This is a genomic window from Clostridium sp. AN503 (assembly GCF_040719375.1).
In the GTDB taxonomy this organism is placed as follows: Bacteria; Bacillota; Clostridia; order Lachnospirales; family Lachnospiraceae; genus Brotaphodocola.
Genome location: NZ_JBFDTP010000001.1, coordinates 1337882 through 1354590, shown reverse-complemented (window position 1 = coordinate 1354590; position 16709 = coordinate 1337882). Strand labels below are relative to the sequence as shown.

At 52.1% G+C, this 16709-nt stretch carries 18 protein-coding genes; 8 read left to right on the top strand and 10 right to left on the bottom strand.

From position 1 onward, the window contains the following. Positions 1-21 precede the first annotated feature (21 nt). The 4 genes from AB1I67_RS06140 to AB1I67_RS06125 all read right to left on the bottom strand — a co-directional run bounded on the left by AB1I67_RS06140 (position 22) and on the right by AB1I67_RS06125 (position 4049). The gene (locus AB1I67_RS06140) at positions 22-1386 is read right to left on the bottom strand and encodes a GldG family protein (protein ID WP_367028922.1); all 1365 of its coding nucleotides are present in this window, start codon (positions 1384-1386) and stop codon (positions 22-24) included. 22 nt (positions 1387-1408) lie between these two features. Further along, positions 1409-2113 carry a hypothetical protein gene (locus AB1I67_RS06135; protein WP_367028921.1) on the bottom strand — a complete coding sequence of 235 codons (705 nt, stop codon included), beginning with the start codon at positions 2111-2113 and terminating at the stop codon, positions 1409-1411. A 28-nt stretch (positions 2114-2141) separates the two neighbouring features. Further along, positions 2142-3089 (bottom strand): ABC transporter ATP-binding protein, encoded by a 948-nt coding sequence (locus AB1I67_RS06130; RefSeq protein WP_367028920.1) that lies wholly within the window; start codon positions 3087-3089, stop codon positions 2142-2144. A 120-nt stretch (positions 3090-3209) separates the two neighbouring features. Continuing rightward, positions 3210-4049 (bottom strand): AraC family transcriptional regulator, encoded by an 840-nt coding sequence (locus tag AB1I67_RS06125; RefSeq protein ID WP_367028919.1) that lies wholly within the window; start codon positions 4047-4049, stop codon positions 3210-3212. Between the two features lie 156 nt (positions 4050-4205). Between AB1I67_RS06125 and AB1I67_RS06120 the strand changes: the two genes are divergently transcribed. The 8 genes from AB1I67_RS06120 (at position 4206) to AB1I67_RS06085 (ending at position 11906) form a co-directional block, all read left to right on the top strand. Next, positions 4206-5288: a mannonate dehydratase gene (locus AB1I67_RS06120; protein WP_367028918.1), complete on the top strand. Its 1083-nt coding sequence runs from the start codon at positions 4206-4208 to the stop codon at positions 5286-5288. After that, positions 5288-6058: a glucose 1-dehydrogenase gene (locus AB1I67_RS06115; protein ID WP_367028917.1), complete on the top strand. Its 771-nt coding sequence runs from the start codon at positions 5288-5290 to the stop codon at positions 6056-6058. Before AB1I67_RS06120 ends, AB1I67_RS06115 begins: the two co-directional genes overlap by 1 nt. 78 nt (positions 6059-6136) lie before the next feature. Continuing rightward, complete coding sequence (locus AB1I67_RS06110) at positions 6137-7201, top strand: C4-dicarboxylate TRAP transporter substrate-binding protein (protein ID WP_367028916.1); 1065 nt, start codon at positions 6137-6139, stop codon at positions 7199-7201. Positions 7202-7311: 110 nt separating this feature from the next. Continuing rightward, positions 7312-7812 (top strand): TRAP transporter small permease, encoded by a 501-nt coding sequence (locus AB1I67_RS06105; protein WP_367028915.1) that lies wholly within the window; start codon positions 7312-7314, stop codon positions 7810-7812. Beyond that, the gene (locus AB1I67_RS06100; protein ID WP_367028914.1) at positions 7809-9098 is read left to right on the top strand and encodes a TRAP transporter large permease; all 1290 of its coding nucleotides are present in this window, start codon (positions 7809-7811) and stop codon (positions 9096-9098) included. Before AB1I67_RS06105 ends, AB1I67_RS06100 begins: the two co-directional genes overlap by 4 nt. A 12-nt stretch (positions 9099-9110) precedes the next feature. After that, complete coding sequence (locus AB1I67_RS06095) at positions 9111-9758, top strand: GDSL-type esterase/lipase family protein (RefSeq protein WP_367028913.1); 648 nt, start codon at positions 9111-9113, stop codon at positions 9756-9758. Continuing rightward, on the top strand, positions 9755-11155 hold the full coding sequence (uxaC, locus tag AB1I67_RS06090; protein ID WP_367028912.1) for a glucuronate isomerase: 1401 nt from the start codon (positions 9755-9757) through the stop codon (positions 11153-11155). The genes AB1I67_RS06095 and uxaC overlap by 4 nt, the downstream gene beginning before the upstream one ends. 43 nt (positions 11156-11198) lie before the next feature. Continuing rightward, positions 11199-11906 (top strand): RraA family protein, encoded by a 708-nt coding sequence (locus tag AB1I67_RS06085; RefSeq protein WP_367028911.1) that lies wholly within the window; start codon positions 11199-11201, stop codon positions 11904-11906. 177 nt (positions 11907-12083) lie between these two features. On the opposite strand, the gene AB1I67_RS06080 is transcribed toward AB1I67_RS06085, so the two are convergent. From AB1I67_RS06080 to AB1I67_RS06055, 6 genes are all read right to left on the bottom strand, one after another. After that, positions 12084-12287, bottom strand: a complete 204-nt coding sequence (locus AB1I67_RS06080; protein ID WP_367028910.1) for a DUF1858 domain-containing protein — start codon at positions 12285-12287, stop codon at positions 12084-12086. A gap of 125 nt (positions 12288-12412) precedes the next feature. Next, positions 12413-12580: a hypothetical protein gene (locus tag AB1I67_RS06075; protein ID WP_367028909.1), complete on the bottom strand. Its 168-nt coding sequence runs from the start codon at positions 12578-12580 to the stop codon at positions 12413-12415. Next, positions 12544-14079, bottom strand: a complete 1536-nt coding sequence (locus tag AB1I67_RS06070) for a cation:proton antiporter (RefSeq protein ID WP_367028908.1) — start codon at positions 14077-14079, stop codon at positions 12544-12546. Before AB1I67_RS06070 ends, AB1I67_RS06075 begins: the two co-directional genes overlap by 37 nt. Positions 14080-14235: 156 nt before the next feature. Beyond that, positions 14236-14811, bottom strand: a complete 576-nt coding sequence (locus AB1I67_RS06065; protein WP_367028907.1) for a glycerol-3-phosphate responsive antiterminator — start codon at positions 14809-14811, stop codon at positions 14236-14238. Between the two features lie 73 nt (positions 14812-14884). Further along, a complete protein-coding gene (locus AB1I67_RS06060; protein ID WP_367028906.1) occupies positions 14885-15766 on the bottom strand; it encodes a carbohydrate ABC transporter permease in 882 nt (293 codons plus the stop codon). A 12-nt stretch (positions 15767-15778) separates the two neighbouring features. Beyond that, the gene (locus AB1I67_RS06055; RefSeq protein ID WP_367028905.1) at positions 15779-16687 is read right to left on the bottom strand and encodes a sugar ABC transporter permease; all 909 of its coding nucleotides are present in this window, start codon (positions 16685-16687) and stop codon (positions 15779-15781) included. Positions 16688-16709 lie beyond the last annotated feature (22 nt).

The following is a 16709-nucleotide window of genomic DNA, read 5'->3' as shown; positions in this document are numbered from 1 at the left end:
CCTTGATCGTACGGACTTATGTTAACTGTGACGGCGGCGATGGCAGACGAAAAAGCCGGCCAGAAGCACGCCCACAGGTAGAATCACAACAAATACCAGAGCCTGCAGGATGATCTGCCCGCCCGTGACCGTAATCTGTGTACTTCCGATATTTTTCGCCGGGATATTGACAGCGCTGTCCGTCTCCGTACACCAGTTTAATACCTGTGCCAGGAATTTTGCATTGGCAAAGTTATCTGCATTCATAAAGGAGTCGGAATAGAGACCGCCGCTGCCGATCAGGGCCAGCCTGGCCTTACCCTCATCCTTCTTTTTCTCCGCTGTCATCGCTAAAGTAAACGGGCCTTTTTCCCCAGCCTTATCCTGTGAGTCATAGGCGCGGGCCGTGGAATACAACAGCTTTTGCGTCCGGATCCCACCCTGGGAGACAAACAGCTGGTCCAGCGCCCTGCTGGATGGCATGACCAGATAGAGCTGGTTCCCGGAAAAATACTGGTTTACAGGATGAGCCGCATAGACGGGAACTATGCTCAGCGGATTGGCGTCTGTATACTGCAGCTCCTCCGCAACTACGATCCGGGTGACGCCAATGCCCCACTCGGCAAAAAAGCTCTCCAGATTCGGCATATCCCCAGAGGACGGCCCCATAAATGCAAGCAGGCGGCCACCATCGGACATGTAAGTATCCAGCGCCGCGATCTCCTTTTCTGAAAAGTCTGAAGTGGGGGACGCGATCACCAGAAGGTCCGTGCCAGGTTCCACCGGTTCCATGGAAAGGGCGGCGTTTCCCGTCTCATAATTGCTCTGGCCAAACAGCTCTTTTAACGAATCCGATACAGATTCGTTGTGTCCTGCGGTAAACTGCACAGAGAGCGCGTCAGTACCCGATGCATACAGGATCGCGCTGGTGATCTGCTGTTCGCTCTTTATGCCCCGAACAGTATTGCCGGAGCTGTCCAACTCAAACATGTCCTTTAAGGACAACACCTTCGTATACCTCTCACTCTCCACCACAATACTCCCCAATTCAAGCTGATATCCCCGCTGGATGTAAGAGTCCAACAGCGTGGGCTGTACGTATGGGTCGATATACTCTACCTCAATGCGCCCCTTCCCCCTCAAGCGGTATTGCTCCAGGATCTCCGCAACCAGCGGCAGGAAATCCGATTCCGGCGAAAACACACGGATCCTGATATGTTCATCCGACCGTCCCAGGATCTCAAGAGTCTCATCCGACAATTCATAGAGATGGCTGCCGGTCATGTCAAAACGCAGGCCCAGAAGCCCGGTCAGCCTGGAGGCGCAGTAGTTGAGCGAAACCAGCAGCCCAAACCCCAGGCAGACAAGCACGGCCGCATTTAAGCGCGGAGAGATTTTCTTTTTCATAGCGACACCTCTTTCTACTGTTCTAGCCCTGTCTGCGCCGTTCTGTTATGACGGAGATCAGAAACAAGAAAAATACGGCAATACTCAGATAATAAACAACCGTGGACAGATCAAAGATCCCCATGGAAAACTCGGAAAAGCGGTTAGCCACCGACAAGTGATGCACCAGCTTTTTCAAAAAGGGACTGGATATATAGGTTTCAATAAACCCGATCAGCCAAAGGGATAACAGGACAGAGTAGGTGATGATACAGGCGACGATCTGGTTCTCCGTCAGCAGGCTGATCATCAGCCCGATGGAAACAAAAGCAGAGGCAGCCACCAGCATTCCGGCATAATTGCCCAAGATGACCAGGGGTTCAAACTGCCCAAAAAGCGCCAGGCCTGCAACATACAGCAGCGTAAATGAAAGTCCCGCCGCAAAGACCGTCATGACCGCCAGGAACTTGCCCAGGGCGACCGAAAGCGCGCTGACCGGCGCGCTCATCAACAACTGAACCGTTTTCATTTTCCGTTCCTCGGCGTAGGAACGCATGGTGAGCATGGGCAGAAGAAAGATCACAGTGAACATAAGCCGTGAAAAGAACTCGCCGATACTGCCGTTTGCCGGAAGCAGGTTGTACAGGATAAAATATCCCCCTCCGATCAGCAAAAAGACAGACAGGTAGATATAGCCGATAAACGAGTGAAAATACTGTCCCAGTTCTTTGCGGTATACAGCGCTCATATTAGTCTCCCATCCTTTCTCATGCAAGTCATGTAAGATAACGCCGGTCCTGGGTCAGCTGCAAAAAGACAGCTTCTAAGTCGGCATGGACCGGCCGCAGTACGCGGATCGGACAATGGATCTTCGCCAGGCGCTCAAACAGCTCCCCGTGGATATCCTGCTGGTCTTTTACACGGATGCGGTACTCTGTCCCGCCGCTTATGGGATCTGTCTCCAGCCTGCAGGACTCCACAGCAGGGATCGACTGGATGAGCGGGATGAGCTGCGCCGGTGATCCGTCCGCCTGAAGCGCCAGCTCCGTATGTTCAGATACCCTGCGCACAAGACCATCCAGCGTGTCGTCCGCAGTCAGGCGTCCATTGCTGAGCACGATGATCCGGTCGCAGGTCGCCGCGATCTCGGACAGGATATGGGAGCTTAGAATGATCATGTGGTCCTTTTTCAAACGGATGATCAGCTCCCTCAGCTCCATGATCTGCTGTGGATCTAAGCCTACAGTCGGCTCATCCAGGATCAGAAGCTCCGGGTTCCCCAGCAGAGCCTGCGCGAAGCCGACCCTCTGGCGGTATCCCTTGGACAGGTTATAGATCAGGCGTTTTCTGACGCCTGTAATATTCAAATACTCACAGACTGTCTCAATCTGTGCTTTATACTCCTTCCGGGGCAGCTTTCGCAGGCCGCAGACATAGGTGAGCTGTTCCTCAACCGTCATGTCCGGGTACACCGGCGGGATCTCAGGCAGATATCCGGTCTTTGCCTTTACCGCGATCGGGTCCTCTGCAATAGATACCCCGTCGAGCAGCACCTCCCCTTCTGATGGGGCAAGGCAGTTGGTGATGATATTCATCGTGGTGGATTTGCCGCAGCCGTTATGGCCCAGAAGGCCCACGATCTGCCCTGGTTCAACGGAGAAACTGATGTCCTGAATTGCCATTTTATTCCCGTAAAACTTGCTGATTTTCTTGACTTCCAGCATCAGTTCTCCCTCCTGACAGATAAATTTCACACAATAATGCAAATAACTGTAAAATCAAACGCATCTGTCCCATATGCTACCATATCTGTCAGACGAACGCAAGAGGAATTTTCAGAGCGCTCAATTCCCCCGTCCCTGTCTGTATTCTAAGGCAGACATCCGGAATTCTTTTTTGAATGCATGATAAAAACAGCTTAAGCTCTGAAACCCGGAATCATAAGCAATATCGATCACCTTCTGATCGGAGTGGCGCAGCAGGTTGGCAGCATAGTTTAAACGTTTTGCATTGACATAAGCCATAGGGGAAACACCCAGATATTTTCGAAAATCCCGGCAAAGATGTTCTTTCGTACATCCGCTGTGGGCTGCCAGCTCATCCAGGCCTGCAGAAAGCATGTCTGGATTCTCCAGCTGCCTGACCAATTCACTGAGCCAGTGAGGGCAGGCCATCTCCGGCGAGGCAGAGAGAGCAGGGACAAAATGCTGCAGCATGATGTCAAGCACTAAGCGGCGCAGCTCCCGGCAGGCTACGTGCGGCAGATTGACAGGACACAGATTCAGCTTTTTGAGCTGCATCTGCAGCAGACGCGCCTCTCCCGGCAGAAGCCGGATCTGCGGCGGATCAGGAAGGTCCATGATAGTCTGAGGCATATCCGGCATATCCAGATACCGGAACAGGTCTTTGACGATCTTGTCAGGAAACGCCAGATTGATATAAGAGCAGCCCCCGGATATTTCCCGGCGGTCATGGATGTCTCCGGGACGGATCAGAATCAGCATACCCGTACCCGAAATCTGGGTGACAGAGTTGATCTCCATCTCCATAGCCCCTTCTGTCACAAGGGATATTTCGTAAAAATCATGTACCTGCGGAAACATAGCCGCGTCGACTTTATGATGAAATGCGTAATGCATCTCCCGGATCGGATCGATCATTCCAACTGCATTTACTTTTAGCAAGCTTCTCCCTCCCCTGTATTTAACCCTGCTCAAAAAATGTGTAACATCAATATATGACACCTTTTCCAAAAAAGCAAGAAGAATTTATCTGTCTGATAGCTTATACTGCTTTTGTCGAATTAACATATTTATGCCTGTCTGGGGAGGGAATTGTCCATGGATATGAAGCTGGGACTGGGACTTTACTGGTATATGCTGAAGCCGGAGTATTTTCAATTTGCGCGTCAATGCGGCTGTACACACCTGATCATCCATCCTGCAACTTACTACAACAACGATACCAGCATTGTCACTGCAACGGATACCAGGACCAATTATGGGCGCTCCGATGCCAACTCTCCCGTATGGGAGCTTGACAGTCTGCTTGCCATAAAAAAACAGGCGCAGGAATGCGGCCTGGAAATCTACGGGATCGAGAATTTCAGCCCGGCTGACTGGTACGATGTCCTTTTAGCAGGCCCAAAGCGCGACGAGCAGCTTGAGAACCTGAAGCGGATCATCCAAAATACCGGAAAAGCCGGAATCAAAGCCTTCGGGTACAATTTCAGCCTGGCCGGCGTCTGGGGCCATCAGAAAAAACAGTCCGCCCGTGGCGGCGCGGTGAGCACCTGTTTTGACGCTTCCCTGCTGGATCTTGACGCTCCAGTCCCGAACGGAGAAGTCTGGAATATGACTTATGCAGAACCCGACGGCGGTTTTATGCCCGAGATCACCTACGAAGAACTCTGGGACCGCCTGAAATATTTTCTGGAACAGATCCTTCCGGTTGCGGAGGAAGCCGGCGTGGAACTGGCGCTGCACCCGGACGACCCGCCCATGCCAAAGCTTCGCGGCACCCCCCGGCTCGTTTACCGCCCGGAGCTGTACCAGAAGCTGATCGATCTGATTCCAAGCCCGGCTAACAAGCTGGAGCTATGTCTTGGCAGCCTGCAGGAAATGCAGTCGGATAAGCCCATCTACGATTATCTGGAACAGTATATCATGCAGGATAAGATCAGCTACGTGCATTTCAGGAACGTGAAGGGAAAGGTCCCCTGCTATGATGAGGTGTTTGTGGATGAGGGCGATATCGATATGTTCCGGGTGCTGAGGCAGCTAAAGAAGGGTCATTTTAACGGAGTCCTGGTTCCTGACCACACACCCCTCATGACCTGCGCAGCTCCCTGGCATGCAGGAATGGCTTACGCGCTCGGCTATATGAGAGCGGCATTTCAGATGTTGGAGAAGGAGGATATGTGATGAACGATTATTTCAAACAGGCATTTGACTTATCAGGCCGCGTGGCTCTTGTCACCGGGGGCGGGAGCGGGCTGGGCTACGCCGCCGCAAAATGTCTCGCGTCCGCCGGTGCAGCAGTTGTGATCACCGGACGCCGGGAGGCGGTTCTGGCGCAGGCGTGTGAGGAGTTGGGCGGCAATGTCAGCTACTGCGTCCATGACGTGACGGATACCAGCCGTGCAAACGAGGTGATCGACCGGATCGTATCCCAGTTCGGAAGCTGCGACATCCTTGTCAACAACGCCGGACTCCACTGCAAAAAGTCCGTGGACGATATTACCATGCAGGATTTCCGCGATGTGATGGACGTCCATCTCTACGGCTCCTTCGCCTTATCCCAGGCTGCGATCCCCCATATGCGTGAAAGAGGACGCGGCAGCATTATCTTCATCTCGTCCATGTCCGCACTGCTCGGTATGACAAAGGTCTGTGTATATGGCTCCGCCAAGGCAGCCCTCATGGGGCTTACCCGCTGTATGGCCGGTGACGTATCTGCGGACGGCATCCGTGTCAACGCCATCATTCCAGGCTTCATCGACACCCCCATGTTCCACCAGGCAGTGGACGGGGATATCCCGCGGCAGCAGAAGATCCTCGGACATACCCCCATGAACCGTTACGGCTCGCCGGAGGATATCGGATGGGCGGCCGTCTATCTAAGCTCCGATGCCGCCGCTTTTGTAAATGGCACATCCATCACCGTTGACGGCGGATGCTCTATCGGATTTTAGCCCATAACTACGGATACGGGCATGGCAGCTTTGCCGTGCTTTTATCATAAAACTATATAACCAAAAGGAGGATTTATCATGAAAAAAGCGATCTCACTGACACTTGCGCTGACAATGGCGGCGTCACTGACAGCATGTGGTTCCGGTTCGGGGGCAAAGGCGCCGGAGACAACTGCTGCGGGCGCGGCAAAAACAGAGGCTGCTGATGCGAAAGCAGAGGCGCCGGCAGAAAAGGTTTCTGTCAAATTCGGAAATACCCAGAGCGAGACTGATCTGCAGTCCCAGTCCCTGATCGCGGTTGCGGACAAGCTGGCGGCCGCCACAGACGGCAACTTTACGGCGGAGCTGTTCTTCAGCTCATCCCTGGGAGATACCGATGATCTTCTGGAGCAGGGCATGCAGGGCGCGGCCGTCCTCACCATAACGGACCCGAGCCGTCTTGCCAGCTACGTTCCTGATTTCGGTATCCTGGGCATGCCTTACATAATGGACGACTATACCGGCCTTAACAAGGTTATGCAGACCGACTTATACAAGGAGTGGATGCAGCAGTTCGCCGATCAGGGCGTCTGGGTAGTCTCCTCCAACTGGTATTCCGGCGAGCGCAACTTCTGCCTGGATAAAGTGGTAAACAAACCGGAGGATCTGAAGGGACAGCGGATCCGTACCATCGGTAATGAGATCTGCACCACATCCGTAGACGCTATGGGCGCTGTCGCTACCCCCATGAGCTGGAATGAGGTTTACACCTCCATTCAGCAGGGCGCTCTTGACGGTGCTGAAGTTCAGACTTCTTCCTTCTATGCGACCAGGCTCTGGGAAGTAGTCAAGACCATCAACCGCACAAAACATTTCCAGTTAGTGGGCTGTTCCGCTACCGGTACCGGCTTCCGCGACAGTTTATCTGCAGACTACCAGAAGCTGTTTGCCGACACCTTCTTTGATGTGGGTACTGAGTTCCAGGAAAAGACCCTGGGGATCTGCGAGGAATGGGAAAAAGAAATGGTTGACAAATACGGCCTTGTCATCAATGAAGATGTGGACGTCCAGGCATTTAAGGACGCGACCGCTCCGTGTTATGAGGCTCTTGGCATGGTGGACATCCGCGAACGCCTCCAGTCCGAGATGGAAAAGGTACAGTAAGTAAGACCAGCAGATATTCAGGATATTACAGACGAGCGGAAGCCCAACGTTTGGAATACAGCGTCTTCCGCTCATTTTCTTTAAAAAAATCAGATCAGGTGGTGAGGTATATGAAAAAATTTTACCAGCGTTTTTGCTGGCTGGAAGAAACGATTTGCTGCTGTGGTTTCCTGTTCATGATCGGCCTGGTGTTTCTGTCGGCCGTGGCCCGCACCACGGGCCATCCTCTGTCATGGAGCATCGATATCTCCCAGCTTTTACTGTGCTGGACGACATTGATCGGCGCAGACGTTGCATTCCGCAAGAAAAAGATCCTGGGGCTGGATCTGTTTACAAAAAAGCTCCCGGTCCCGGTGCAGAGGGCACTTGGAATCTTTCTCGACATTGTGATACAGATCGCCCTGCTCATATTCATTTACTATGGCACAAATCTAAGTATCGCAAGCTGGAAGCGATCATTCCAGACATTAAAGCTCAGCTATTCCTATGTGACCATGGCTCTGCCGGTGATGTCTGTTTTAATGAGTATCTCCGTGATCATTGACATCGCCGGGCGGGTGAAAAGCTTTCGCGCTCCTGCGGATGAAAACGGAAAGGAGGTTAGAAAATGACCGTACTGGTATTTACTTTTATCATTTTTCTTGTGATCGGCCTGCCGGTGGCGTTTGTGATCGGAATCGCCGGGCTTGCCTTTTTTGCAGTCACTCCCGACATCCCATTTAGCATCACAGTGCAGCGTATTGTTGCCCAGACCCAATCCTATTCCTTTCTGGCGGTTCCATTTTTCATTTTTGCCGGGACGCTGATGAATGAGTCCGGGATCACCAAACGGATCCTGACCTTTGCGTCTTCCCTGACACGACGCATGTGGGGCGGCACCGCACAGGTTTCTGCCGTTATGAGTACCATGATGGGCGGTGTTTCCGGTTCCGCAACCGCGGATGCCTGTATGGAGACGCGGCTTCTGGGACCAAGCATGCTGGAGAAGGGATACTCCAGGGGATATATCGTTGCAGTCAACTCCTTAACCGGCATGATCTGCGCCACGATCCCTCCGTCCATGGGCCTGATCATCTATGGCTTTGTAGGCGAGGTCTCCATCGGACGCCTTTTTGCAGCCGGTATCATTCCCGGCATTATGATGATGCTGACCCTGATGCTCACCATCCGGATCACCTGCAAACGGAAGGGCTTTGACCCGCCGGACAAAGATCTGCCGAGGATCACCTTCAGCGAATTCATGACCAATTTAGCGGAATCCATCTGGGCCCTGATCTTCCCGGTCATCCTGATCGTCGGAATCCGCTTTGGCGTGTGCACGCCCTCAGAGGCCGGCGCATTCTGTGTGGTATACGCGATCCTCATCGGCAAATTTGTCTACAAAGAGCTGACCTGGGACAAATTCTGGGGCGCGCTTAAAACAGCAGTTGTCGACACCGCCGCAGTGATGCTTTTGATCACCATGTCGGGGCCGTTCAGCTATGCCGTTACATACTGCAGGCTTCCCCAGGCGCTGGCAAACTTAATCTTCGGCATTACCTCCCAGCCGCAGCTGCTTATGATCATCATTCTCGTATGGCTCTTTATCCTTGGAATGTTCCTGGACAGCAATGTGAACTTTTTGCTGCTGACCCCGATCTTCCTGCCGATGGTACAGAAGGTTGGTTTCGATCCGGTCCACTTTGGGGTTTTGATGGCAACGATCGTTACCATGGGCGTATTTACCCCGCCCGTCGGCTCGGCCATATATCCGGTCTGTTCGATCATAGATTGTCCGGTGGAAAGCTACACAAAAGATTCTCTTCCATTTTTTGCCGCCATCTTTATCGAAATGGCGCTGCTGGTCTTCTTCCCCAGCCTGGTTATGTTTTTACCAAATCTAATCTATGGAGTATAAGGAGAAAAAATCATGTTCAATATTCTTTGCTTTGGTGACTCCAATACGTTTGGGGCCAATCCGTCCGGCGGGCGCTGGTCAAGGAAAGACCGCTGGACCGGCATCCTGCAGGAGCGCCTGGGACCGGGATTTTATGTGATCGAGGAAGGCTGCGGCGGCCTGACAACTATGATGGATGACACTCTGGAGCTGGACAAAAACGGCAGGAAGCATCTGGCCTTTGCCCTGCGCGCCCACCGCCCTCTGGATCTGGTGGTCATCATGCTGGGAACCAATGATATGAAGCACCGGTTCAATCTCCTGCCTGTGGACATTGCAAACGGCGCTGCGGAGCTTGGCAAACTGGTAGAGCGCTATGATTACGGCCCGGAATACCCGGTCCCCAAGGTACTCTTAGTCTGCCCGATCGAGCTGGGGGAAGGGATTGAAAACAGTATATTCACCGGTTTTTCTTCTGATGCGGTTTCTGTCTCACGCCAGCTGCCGCCCTTTTATGAAAAACACGCTGCAAACCACAACTGGCTGTATTTCAATGCGGCATCGGTGGCACAGCCCAGCAAAAAGGATATGCTCCACATGGAGAAGGAAGACCACCTTGCACTGGCAGCCGCGCTGGAAACAGTTATCAGAAATCATTTTGGGAAGGAGCCAAACGGATGAGGCAGTTCATGGACCAGGACTTTATGCTCTATAACGAAACTGCAAAAACACTGTACCACCAGTACGCAGAGCCGGCGCCGATCATCGACTACCACTGCCACTTGAGCGCCCGGGAGATCTATGAAAACAAACCGGCTGAGAATATCACCCAACTATGGCTTTACGGGGATCACTACAAATGGCGCGCCATGCGTGCCAACGGGATCCGGGAAGAACGCGTTACCGGCAATGCAGACGACTATGACAAGTTTCTGGCCTTCGCCGAAACCCTGCCCTTTGCCATCGGAAATCCCTTGTATCACTGGTCGCACCTGGAGCTTAAACGGTACTTCGGAATCAGTGAAACGCTGAATCCCAGGACAGCCCCTTCTATCTGGGAGGAGACAAAAAAGCTCTTGTCGGACGGTCAGCACACACCGCAGTATTTTATCCGCCAGTCCAATGTGTATGCGCTGTGCACTACGGAGGACCCTGCGGACACCCTAAAGTACCATGAGAGGCTCGCCGTTGAAGAAAAGCTCAGCACAAAGATCCTGCCGGCCTTCCGCCCGGATAACGCACTGGATATTGCAAACCACGGCTGGGCCGAATATATCCGCCGCCTTTCCCTTGCGGCGGAGATGCCGATCATCGGATGGGAGGAATTGAAAACAGCCCTCAAGATCCGGATGGATGAATTTGCAGGAGCCGGCTGTGTTGCCAGCGACCACGGGATGGAGGCGTTCCCATTTTTGCCTGTAGGTGAAGAGCAGGTAAAGGAGATTGTTAAAAAGGCCCTGGACGGACAGCCGCTGACCGCGGCGGAGGCCGAGGGATTCCAGACCGAACTGCTCCTTTGGCTGGGACGGGAATATGCCAAACGGGGCTGGGCCATGGAACTTCATATGAATGCCATGCGCTTCTGCAACACGCGCGCGGTGGAGACCCTTGCGGAAGCTACCGGTTTCGATTCCGTCTGCGATCATCCTCTGGCCCTAAAGCTGGCGGCTTTTATGGATGAACTGGACAAGACAAGGCAGCTTCCCAAGACCATCCTGTTCTCACTGAATGACGTTGACAATATGGTCATCTCCACCATGACCGGCAATTTCCAGGATTCCCAGACGCCGTCTAAAATCCAGATGGGTGCCGCCTGGTGGTTCCAGGACCATGCGGACGGGATGGAAAAGCAGATGCGCATCCTTGCTAATGAGGGGCTCCTGGGTCGGTTTATCGGTATGCTGACGGACAGCAGGAGCTTCCTCTCCTATCCGCGCCACGAGTACTTCCGCCGGATCCTCTGCAACCTGATCGGCACATGGGTGGAAAACGGGCAGTATCCCTGTGATATGGAGACGCTGGGTATGCTGGTCGAACGGATCTGTTACCTCAATGTGAAAGAATATCTGGGAATTTAGGCTTGCCTGGAATTCAAGCCTTGTTGAGAAAGGATAAATGAAAATGGAGATTTGGAAAAGCGATGAAGAAATGTTTGCCCTGATGAAGGATAAGCTGTATACTCCTGTGGTGGGGGACATCCTGGATCAGATGGGATACCCGCATCAGTTTCTTCCCGCAGAGATCCGCCCCCTGGCTGCGATGGCTCCGGGTTATGCCGTTAACAATGGTGATCCCGCTGACAACCGGCTGAAGCTGGCAGGGTTTGCCTGCACGGTGCTGGAAAACGACGTATTTGAATCACCTGAGAAGCCGTTTGGATTATTGACAGAAGCTCTGGACCAGCTTTGTCCACATGAGATCTATGTTGCCACCGGAGCACACAACAGCGCATTATGGGGAGAACTCCTGACCACGACCGCGAAAGCACGCGGTGCAGCCGGCGCCGTCCTGGATGGCTATACCAGAGACACGCCGCAGGTTATGGGCATGAACTGGCCTGTATTTGCCAGAGCCTGCTGGGCGCAGGATTCCAGCATCCGCACCTGCGTATGTGATTCCCGGTGTACCATTGAGATAGGCCAGGTTACCATCCATGATGGGGATATCGTATTTGGAGATATTGACGGAGTCCTGATCATTCCACGCAAGATCCATAAAGACGTTCTAAAAAAAGCCCTGGAGAAAGCTGCCGGTGAAAAGACTGTCAGAAAGGCAATCGAGAACGGGATGTCTGCAACAGAAGCTTTTGCAAAGTTCGGCATTCTATAGAAAGCAGTATTGGTTTTAAGCCCTGAAACCGGATCTCCTATTAATATAGTAGAAACAGTTAATATAGTAGAAACAGATTTTGAAAAAACAGCAAAAAACAAAGTGCGTAAGTCTGGTTTAGTTCCAGTCACTTACGCACTTTGTCTTAACATATCACTACATTCCTGTCTGGCAGAATTATTTCTGCATAGCCAGGACTTCATTGATCCCTGCTACCAGGTTATCACAGTCAATGCCGTGAACCATGCATGCTTCCTCCAGGCTCTCGCCCTGAGCAGACGGGCAGCCCAGGCAGTGCATCCCTGCGCGCATCAGCATCGGCGCGATCAGCTCATGCTGCTGGATCAGCTCTCCGATCAACATATCTTTACTAATCTGCATGTAAACTTCCTCCTTGTGTTTGGTCGTGTACGTTTTATCTTGTACTGTTTTATTACTATAATACTTTTTCCGGGAATTAGCAAGCCGTAACTGTGGAAAATCCTACAAACCTTTGCCAACGATGATCAGCGTTTTTTCCCTGCTTTCTTTTTTCGCTTGTTCTTTTTCCGGGCATTCCGTCTTTGACCTGCATTATCCCCGCCGTCCGCTCCGCTCTCTTCATCCCCGGCATCTTCCCCATCGTCAGTTTCCCCGTCTAAGCCCTCATCCGGCTGATCCAGAAGCTCCACCATTGGCGGGGATTCCACGTCTGCAATGTCTGCGTCATCCAACTCATGGCTGTCGTCATCCACAAACACGCCTCCGCCCTCTCCACATACCATGTCGGCGCACTTTTCGGGCGGGCTCCTGCAGAATCCGGCTGGTCCGGGTCCTGGTTTTCAAAAGCAGACCTGGTTTCCCTTTTCATATCTTCCAACAGGGAGGGCACATTTTCTGTCCCGTTTTCTTCTTTCACATTTTCTTCCCCTGGCAGCGGCTCTTTCAAAAGCCCCTGATTTTCCAGAACGATCTCATTCTCTACCTGCTTCATCTTTTCTGTTGTGATGCAGCCAGATAAGAACAGCGCAGCCTTGGCGCTGACCGGTCCTACCATCTCATAAAGCACCGAGGATGACAGGATGATCGTCAAAAGCAGATTGCCTTTCTCCGGCGGAAGAAGCCTCTGTCCCAGAAAAGCCAGACCGATCGCAACACCCGCCTGAGGAATCAACGCCAGTCCCATATAATTGCGGATCGGTCTGCTCATGCCAGTCAGCCAGCAGCTCAAATAGGTGCCGAGATACTTTCCGATAATGCGGATCACAAAATACGACACGCCGATAGCTCCCACCGTTTTTAAAGCAGCCAGATCCAGATTCATGCCCGAAACAATAAAGAAGATCGACATGACCGGCGGCGTAAAGTTATTGATCTGACGATACAGCTTCTTGTCCCTGGTCAGGTTGATATACGCTGCTCCAAACATCATACACGCCAAAAGCGGGGAGATGTCCAGCGCCGCACAGATGCCTGATATGCCCAGCAGCATGGCGATCGCCAGGATGAGACGGTTATCCCTGCTTCTTGCCGGGATCAAAAGCCTGCTCAAGAAATACCCGCAGAAAAATCCCAACCCCAGCGCCATCAGGTTATAGGCAATGGGCATCATGACTTCTGACATGGAAAATGCCTGGGAAACATCTCTTCTTGCAACTGCCGCCACGATAGAGAACGCCATTAAGCAGACTACGTCGTCCAGCGCCACGATCTGCAGAAGGACATTTACGAACTCGCCCTTAGCCTTATACTGGTTGATGGTCATCATCGTACTGGCCGGAGCCGTAGCTGTGGCAATGGCTCCCAGGATCAGCGCAAAGTCCAGATCCAGATGGAAAAATACGAGGGCGCAGACCGTCACCAGGAATCCTGCCATCAAAGCTTCAAACATGGTAATGACAATAATCTTGGGTCCTGTCTTTTTGATGACCTCTTTCTTAAAAAACTTTCCTACGCCAAAGGCGATGAATGCCAGCGCCAGGTCACTGACAAATCCCATATGTCCGATCAGATCCTTCGGGATCAGATCCAGACCGCAGGGACCGATCAGAATACCTGCCATGATATAGCCGCTGACCTTCGGCAGGTTCAGGGTATTGGTAAGCCTCGTCATAATGAAACCTGCAAATAAAATCACCGAAAGGACCAGAAGCACCCCGGTACCTTCCGTCACACCGTTTAAATATCCCTGCATCGTGTACCTCCCCTTACATTTATTTTTGAACCCTCTTGACGAAGTATCTGATATTTTCCAATGGGTAAAAAGCAGGGGGAAGCGACTGCCGGCCATGCCGTCCGTCGCTTCCCCTTATCTCTCGTCTCTTTGGGAATTCAATATTATATGCCTCACCTATGCAAACCACAAATCCTCTTTCGTCGTAGAGATCGCATCGGCACCAGCTGAAAATGCAGCCATGATATCCTTTTTATCAGATATCAATCCCCCTGCAATAATCGGGATGTCGGTATAGGACCGGATTTCCTTCAGCACCCGGGGCATAATCCCCGGCATCACCTCCACCAAATCCGGGCGGAACGTGTCGATCTGTTTCTTAGTAGTGCTCATCGCCATGGAGTCAATGATAAAAGTCCTCTGCACGCCGATCAGGTCCAGCTCCACCGCCCGCTTCACAAGCATCGGCTTGGTGCTGATGATCCCATCCGCTTCGGTGTTCTGCCTGATAAAATCCACGGCAATCTCCCTGGATGAAAGCCCTGCGGCCAGATCAGCATGGACGATCGCAGTCTTTCCATGCACCTTGATCTCATGCACGATATCACCGATCGTACAGATATTGCCATATAATATGAACACCACCTGGCATTCTGAATCAAAACACCGCTTCAGGCCGCTGTCGTCCTTAACCGCAGCTATGACCGGAGATGCCTCCACCAGGTCTATCCCCTTTATCCTCCGTACCCCCATTATATCGCTCCTGCCTTCCTTTTACTCTGCTAAGTGTTCATAGTATACCACAAATTCCAGTAAAAGGAAAACTTTACTTCATCGCAGCCTTGGAATATCCGGTCAGCATGTATTTCTGGAAGATGAAGAACAGAATGATAACCGGGACAACCGCCATCACAGCACCTGCCATGATCTCGTGGTTGTTCATCGCCTCCGCTCCTGCGAAGGTGTTTTTCAAATACGCAAGGCCTACGGTAAGCACACGGTGGCTCTCGCCCTTGGCGATGATCTTCGGCCAGAAATATGCGTTCCAGCCGTTGGTGAAGGTCACCAGCGTGACCGTGAACAGCGTGGATTTACACATGGGCGCCAGGATCCGGGTGATAATGCCGATCCGGCCCAGACCGTCCATGCGTGCCGCCTCAATATAACTGTCATCAATAGACATGAAGGTCTGGCGCAGCATGAAGATATAATATGGTGACACTGCTTCCGGAAGGATCAGTCCCAAAAAGGTGTCGGACATCCCCCAGTTTGCCATCATAATGTAGATCGGGATAAAGGTAACCTGCAGAGGGATCATCAGCGCACCCAGCACGATGATAAAGCAGAACCCCTGCCCTTTAAATTTGCCCTTGGAAAAACCATATCCGGCAAACACGCCCGTCACTACCTGGGCGATCAGGATACCCGCCGTCATTACGGTGGTATTGTAGTAGTATTTTGCAAAGTTCCCGCGGTTTAAGACGTTTATGTAGTTCTCGAAGTGAAACTCCTTCGGCCACAGCGTCGGCACCGGAAGCAGGATCTCCTCCTGGGATTTCACGGAAGAAACCAGCATCCAGTAGATCGGGAATACAATTATGATCAGTACGATGATCGCCACGACAGTCTGTCCCGCAGCCATCATCCTCTTTTTTCTTCTTGCAGACTGGTTCACATCAAACTCGTCTGCTGCACCCTTTTTCCCCATACCGGTTCCCCCTTATGAATCGTAAGTCACATTGCCGCCAGATATCTTCATGGTCGCGATCGTTACGATCAGCAGGATAATGAAGAAGAATATGGCAACTGTGGAAGCCCTGTCCATACGGAAATCCACCATCGCATAGCGGTAAATATTGTAAACAAATACCTCTGTCGAACGGTACGGTCCGCCCTGTGTCAGGATATCAACGGACTGGAATACCTTCATGGATGACAGGAATGTAGTCACAAACAGGAACAGCGTGGTGGGCGAAAGCATCGGCAGGGTGATCTTGAAGAACCGCTGCACTGCATTTGCCCCATCTAAGGATGCCGCCTCATAATAGTCGGTGGATATCCCCATCATTGCAGACAAGTACACCATCATGCCATAACCGACGCACCGCCAGCCCGTCAGCATCAGCACGGAGATCAGCGCCGTATGGCGGTTGCCCAGCCAGTCTACCTTGTTCAGGCCAACTAAAGAGAGCAGGTAGTTCAAAATACCGCCGTCGGTATTTAAGATCCACAAAAATACTACTGCCGCGGAGGACATCGCCACATATTTGGGCATAAATACGATTGCCCTCATGGCTGAGAAACCTTTGGACATGCGGTTGAAGATCAGTGCAAAGATCATACCGCCGACCAGCGTGATCGTCAGCTCACCCGCGGAATACAGGCAGGTAACCTTTAAGGAATTCCACAGGTATTTGGTACCGGACCCGCCAAACAGCCACTTCCAGTTCTTAAAACCCACGTACTGCCAGGTGTCATTTAACAGGTTCCAGTCCGTAAAGCTGATCCTGAACAGCTCCGCGATCGGATAATACGTAAATATCAAAAGAAAGATGAGAACCGGCAGCACGCATGAAAAATCCTTCCACGCAGATACCTTTCTCGGATTAAACCCCTTTTTTGTTTTCATAGGCTGCCTCCATTCTTCTCAC

Bases quoted from the DNA above. Each gene is read 5' to 3' on its own strand.
- AB1I67_RS06140 (WP_367028922.1), bottom strand. From the start codon at position 1,386: ATGAAAAAGAAAATCTCTCCGCGCTTAAATGCGGCCGTGCTTGTCTGC.
- AB1I67_RS06135 (WP_367028921.1), bottom strand. From the start codon at position 2,113: ATGAGCGCTGTATACCGCAAAGAACTGGGACAGTATTTTCACTCGTTT.
- AB1I67_RS06130 (WP_367028920.1), bottom strand. From the start codon at position 3,089: ATGCTGGAAGTCAAGAAAATCAGCAAGTTTTACGGGAATAAAATGGCA.
- AB1I67_RS06120 (WP_367028918.1), top strand. From the start codon at position 4,206: ATGGATATGAAGCTGGGACTGGGACTTTACTGGTATATGCTGAAGCCG.
- AB1I67_RS06115 (WP_367028917.1), top strand. From the start codon at position 5,288: ATGAACGATTATTTCAAACAGGCATTTGACTTATCAGGCCGCGTGGCT.
- AB1I67_RS06110 (WP_367028916.1), top strand. From the start codon at position 6,137: ATGAAAAAAGCGATCTCACTGACACTTGCGCTGACAATGGCGGCGTCA.
- AB1I67_RS06105 (WP_367028915.1), top strand. From the start codon at position 7,312: ATGAAAAAATTTTACCAGCGTTTTTGCTGGCTGGAAGAAACGATTTGC.
- AB1I67_RS06100 (WP_367028914.1), top strand. From the start codon at position 7,809: ATGACCGTACTGGTATTTACTTTTATCATTTTTCTTGTGATCGGCCTG.
- AB1I67_RS06095 (WP_367028913.1), top strand. From the start codon at position 9,111: ATGTTCAATATTCTTTGCTTTGGTGACTCCAATACGTTTGGGGCCAAT.
- uxaC (WP_367028912.1), top strand. From the start codon at position 9,755: ATGAGGCAGTTCATGGACCAGGACTTTATGCTCTATAACGAAACTGCA.
- AB1I67_RS06085 (WP_367028911.1), top strand. From the start codon at position 11,199: ATGGAGATTTGGAAAAGCGATGAAGAAATGTTTGCCCTGATGAAGGAT.
- AB1I67_RS06080 (WP_367028910.1), bottom strand. From the start codon at position 12,287: ATGCAGATTAGTAAAGATATGTTGATCGGAGAGCTGATCCAGCAGCAT.
- AB1I67_RS06075 (WP_367028909.1), bottom strand. From the start codon at position 12,580: ATGGTGGAGCTTCTGGATCAGCCGGATGAGGGCTTAGACGGGGAAACT.
- AB1I67_RS06070 (WP_367028908.1), bottom strand. From the start codon at position 14,079: ATGCAGGGATATTTAAACGGTGTGACGGAAGGTACCGGGGTGCTTCTG.
- AB1I67_RS06065 (WP_367028907.1), bottom strand. From the start codon at position 14,811: ATGGGGGTACGGAGGATAAAGGGGATAGACCTGGTGGAGGCATCTCCG.
- AB1I67_RS06060 (WP_367028906.1), bottom strand. From the start codon at position 15,766: ATGGGGAAAAAGGGTGCAGCAGACGAGTTTGATGTGAACCAGTCTGCA.
- AB1I67_RS06055 (WP_367028905.1), bottom strand. From the start codon at position 16,687: ATGAAAACAAAAAAGGGGTTTAATCCGAGAAAGGTATCTGCGTGGAAG.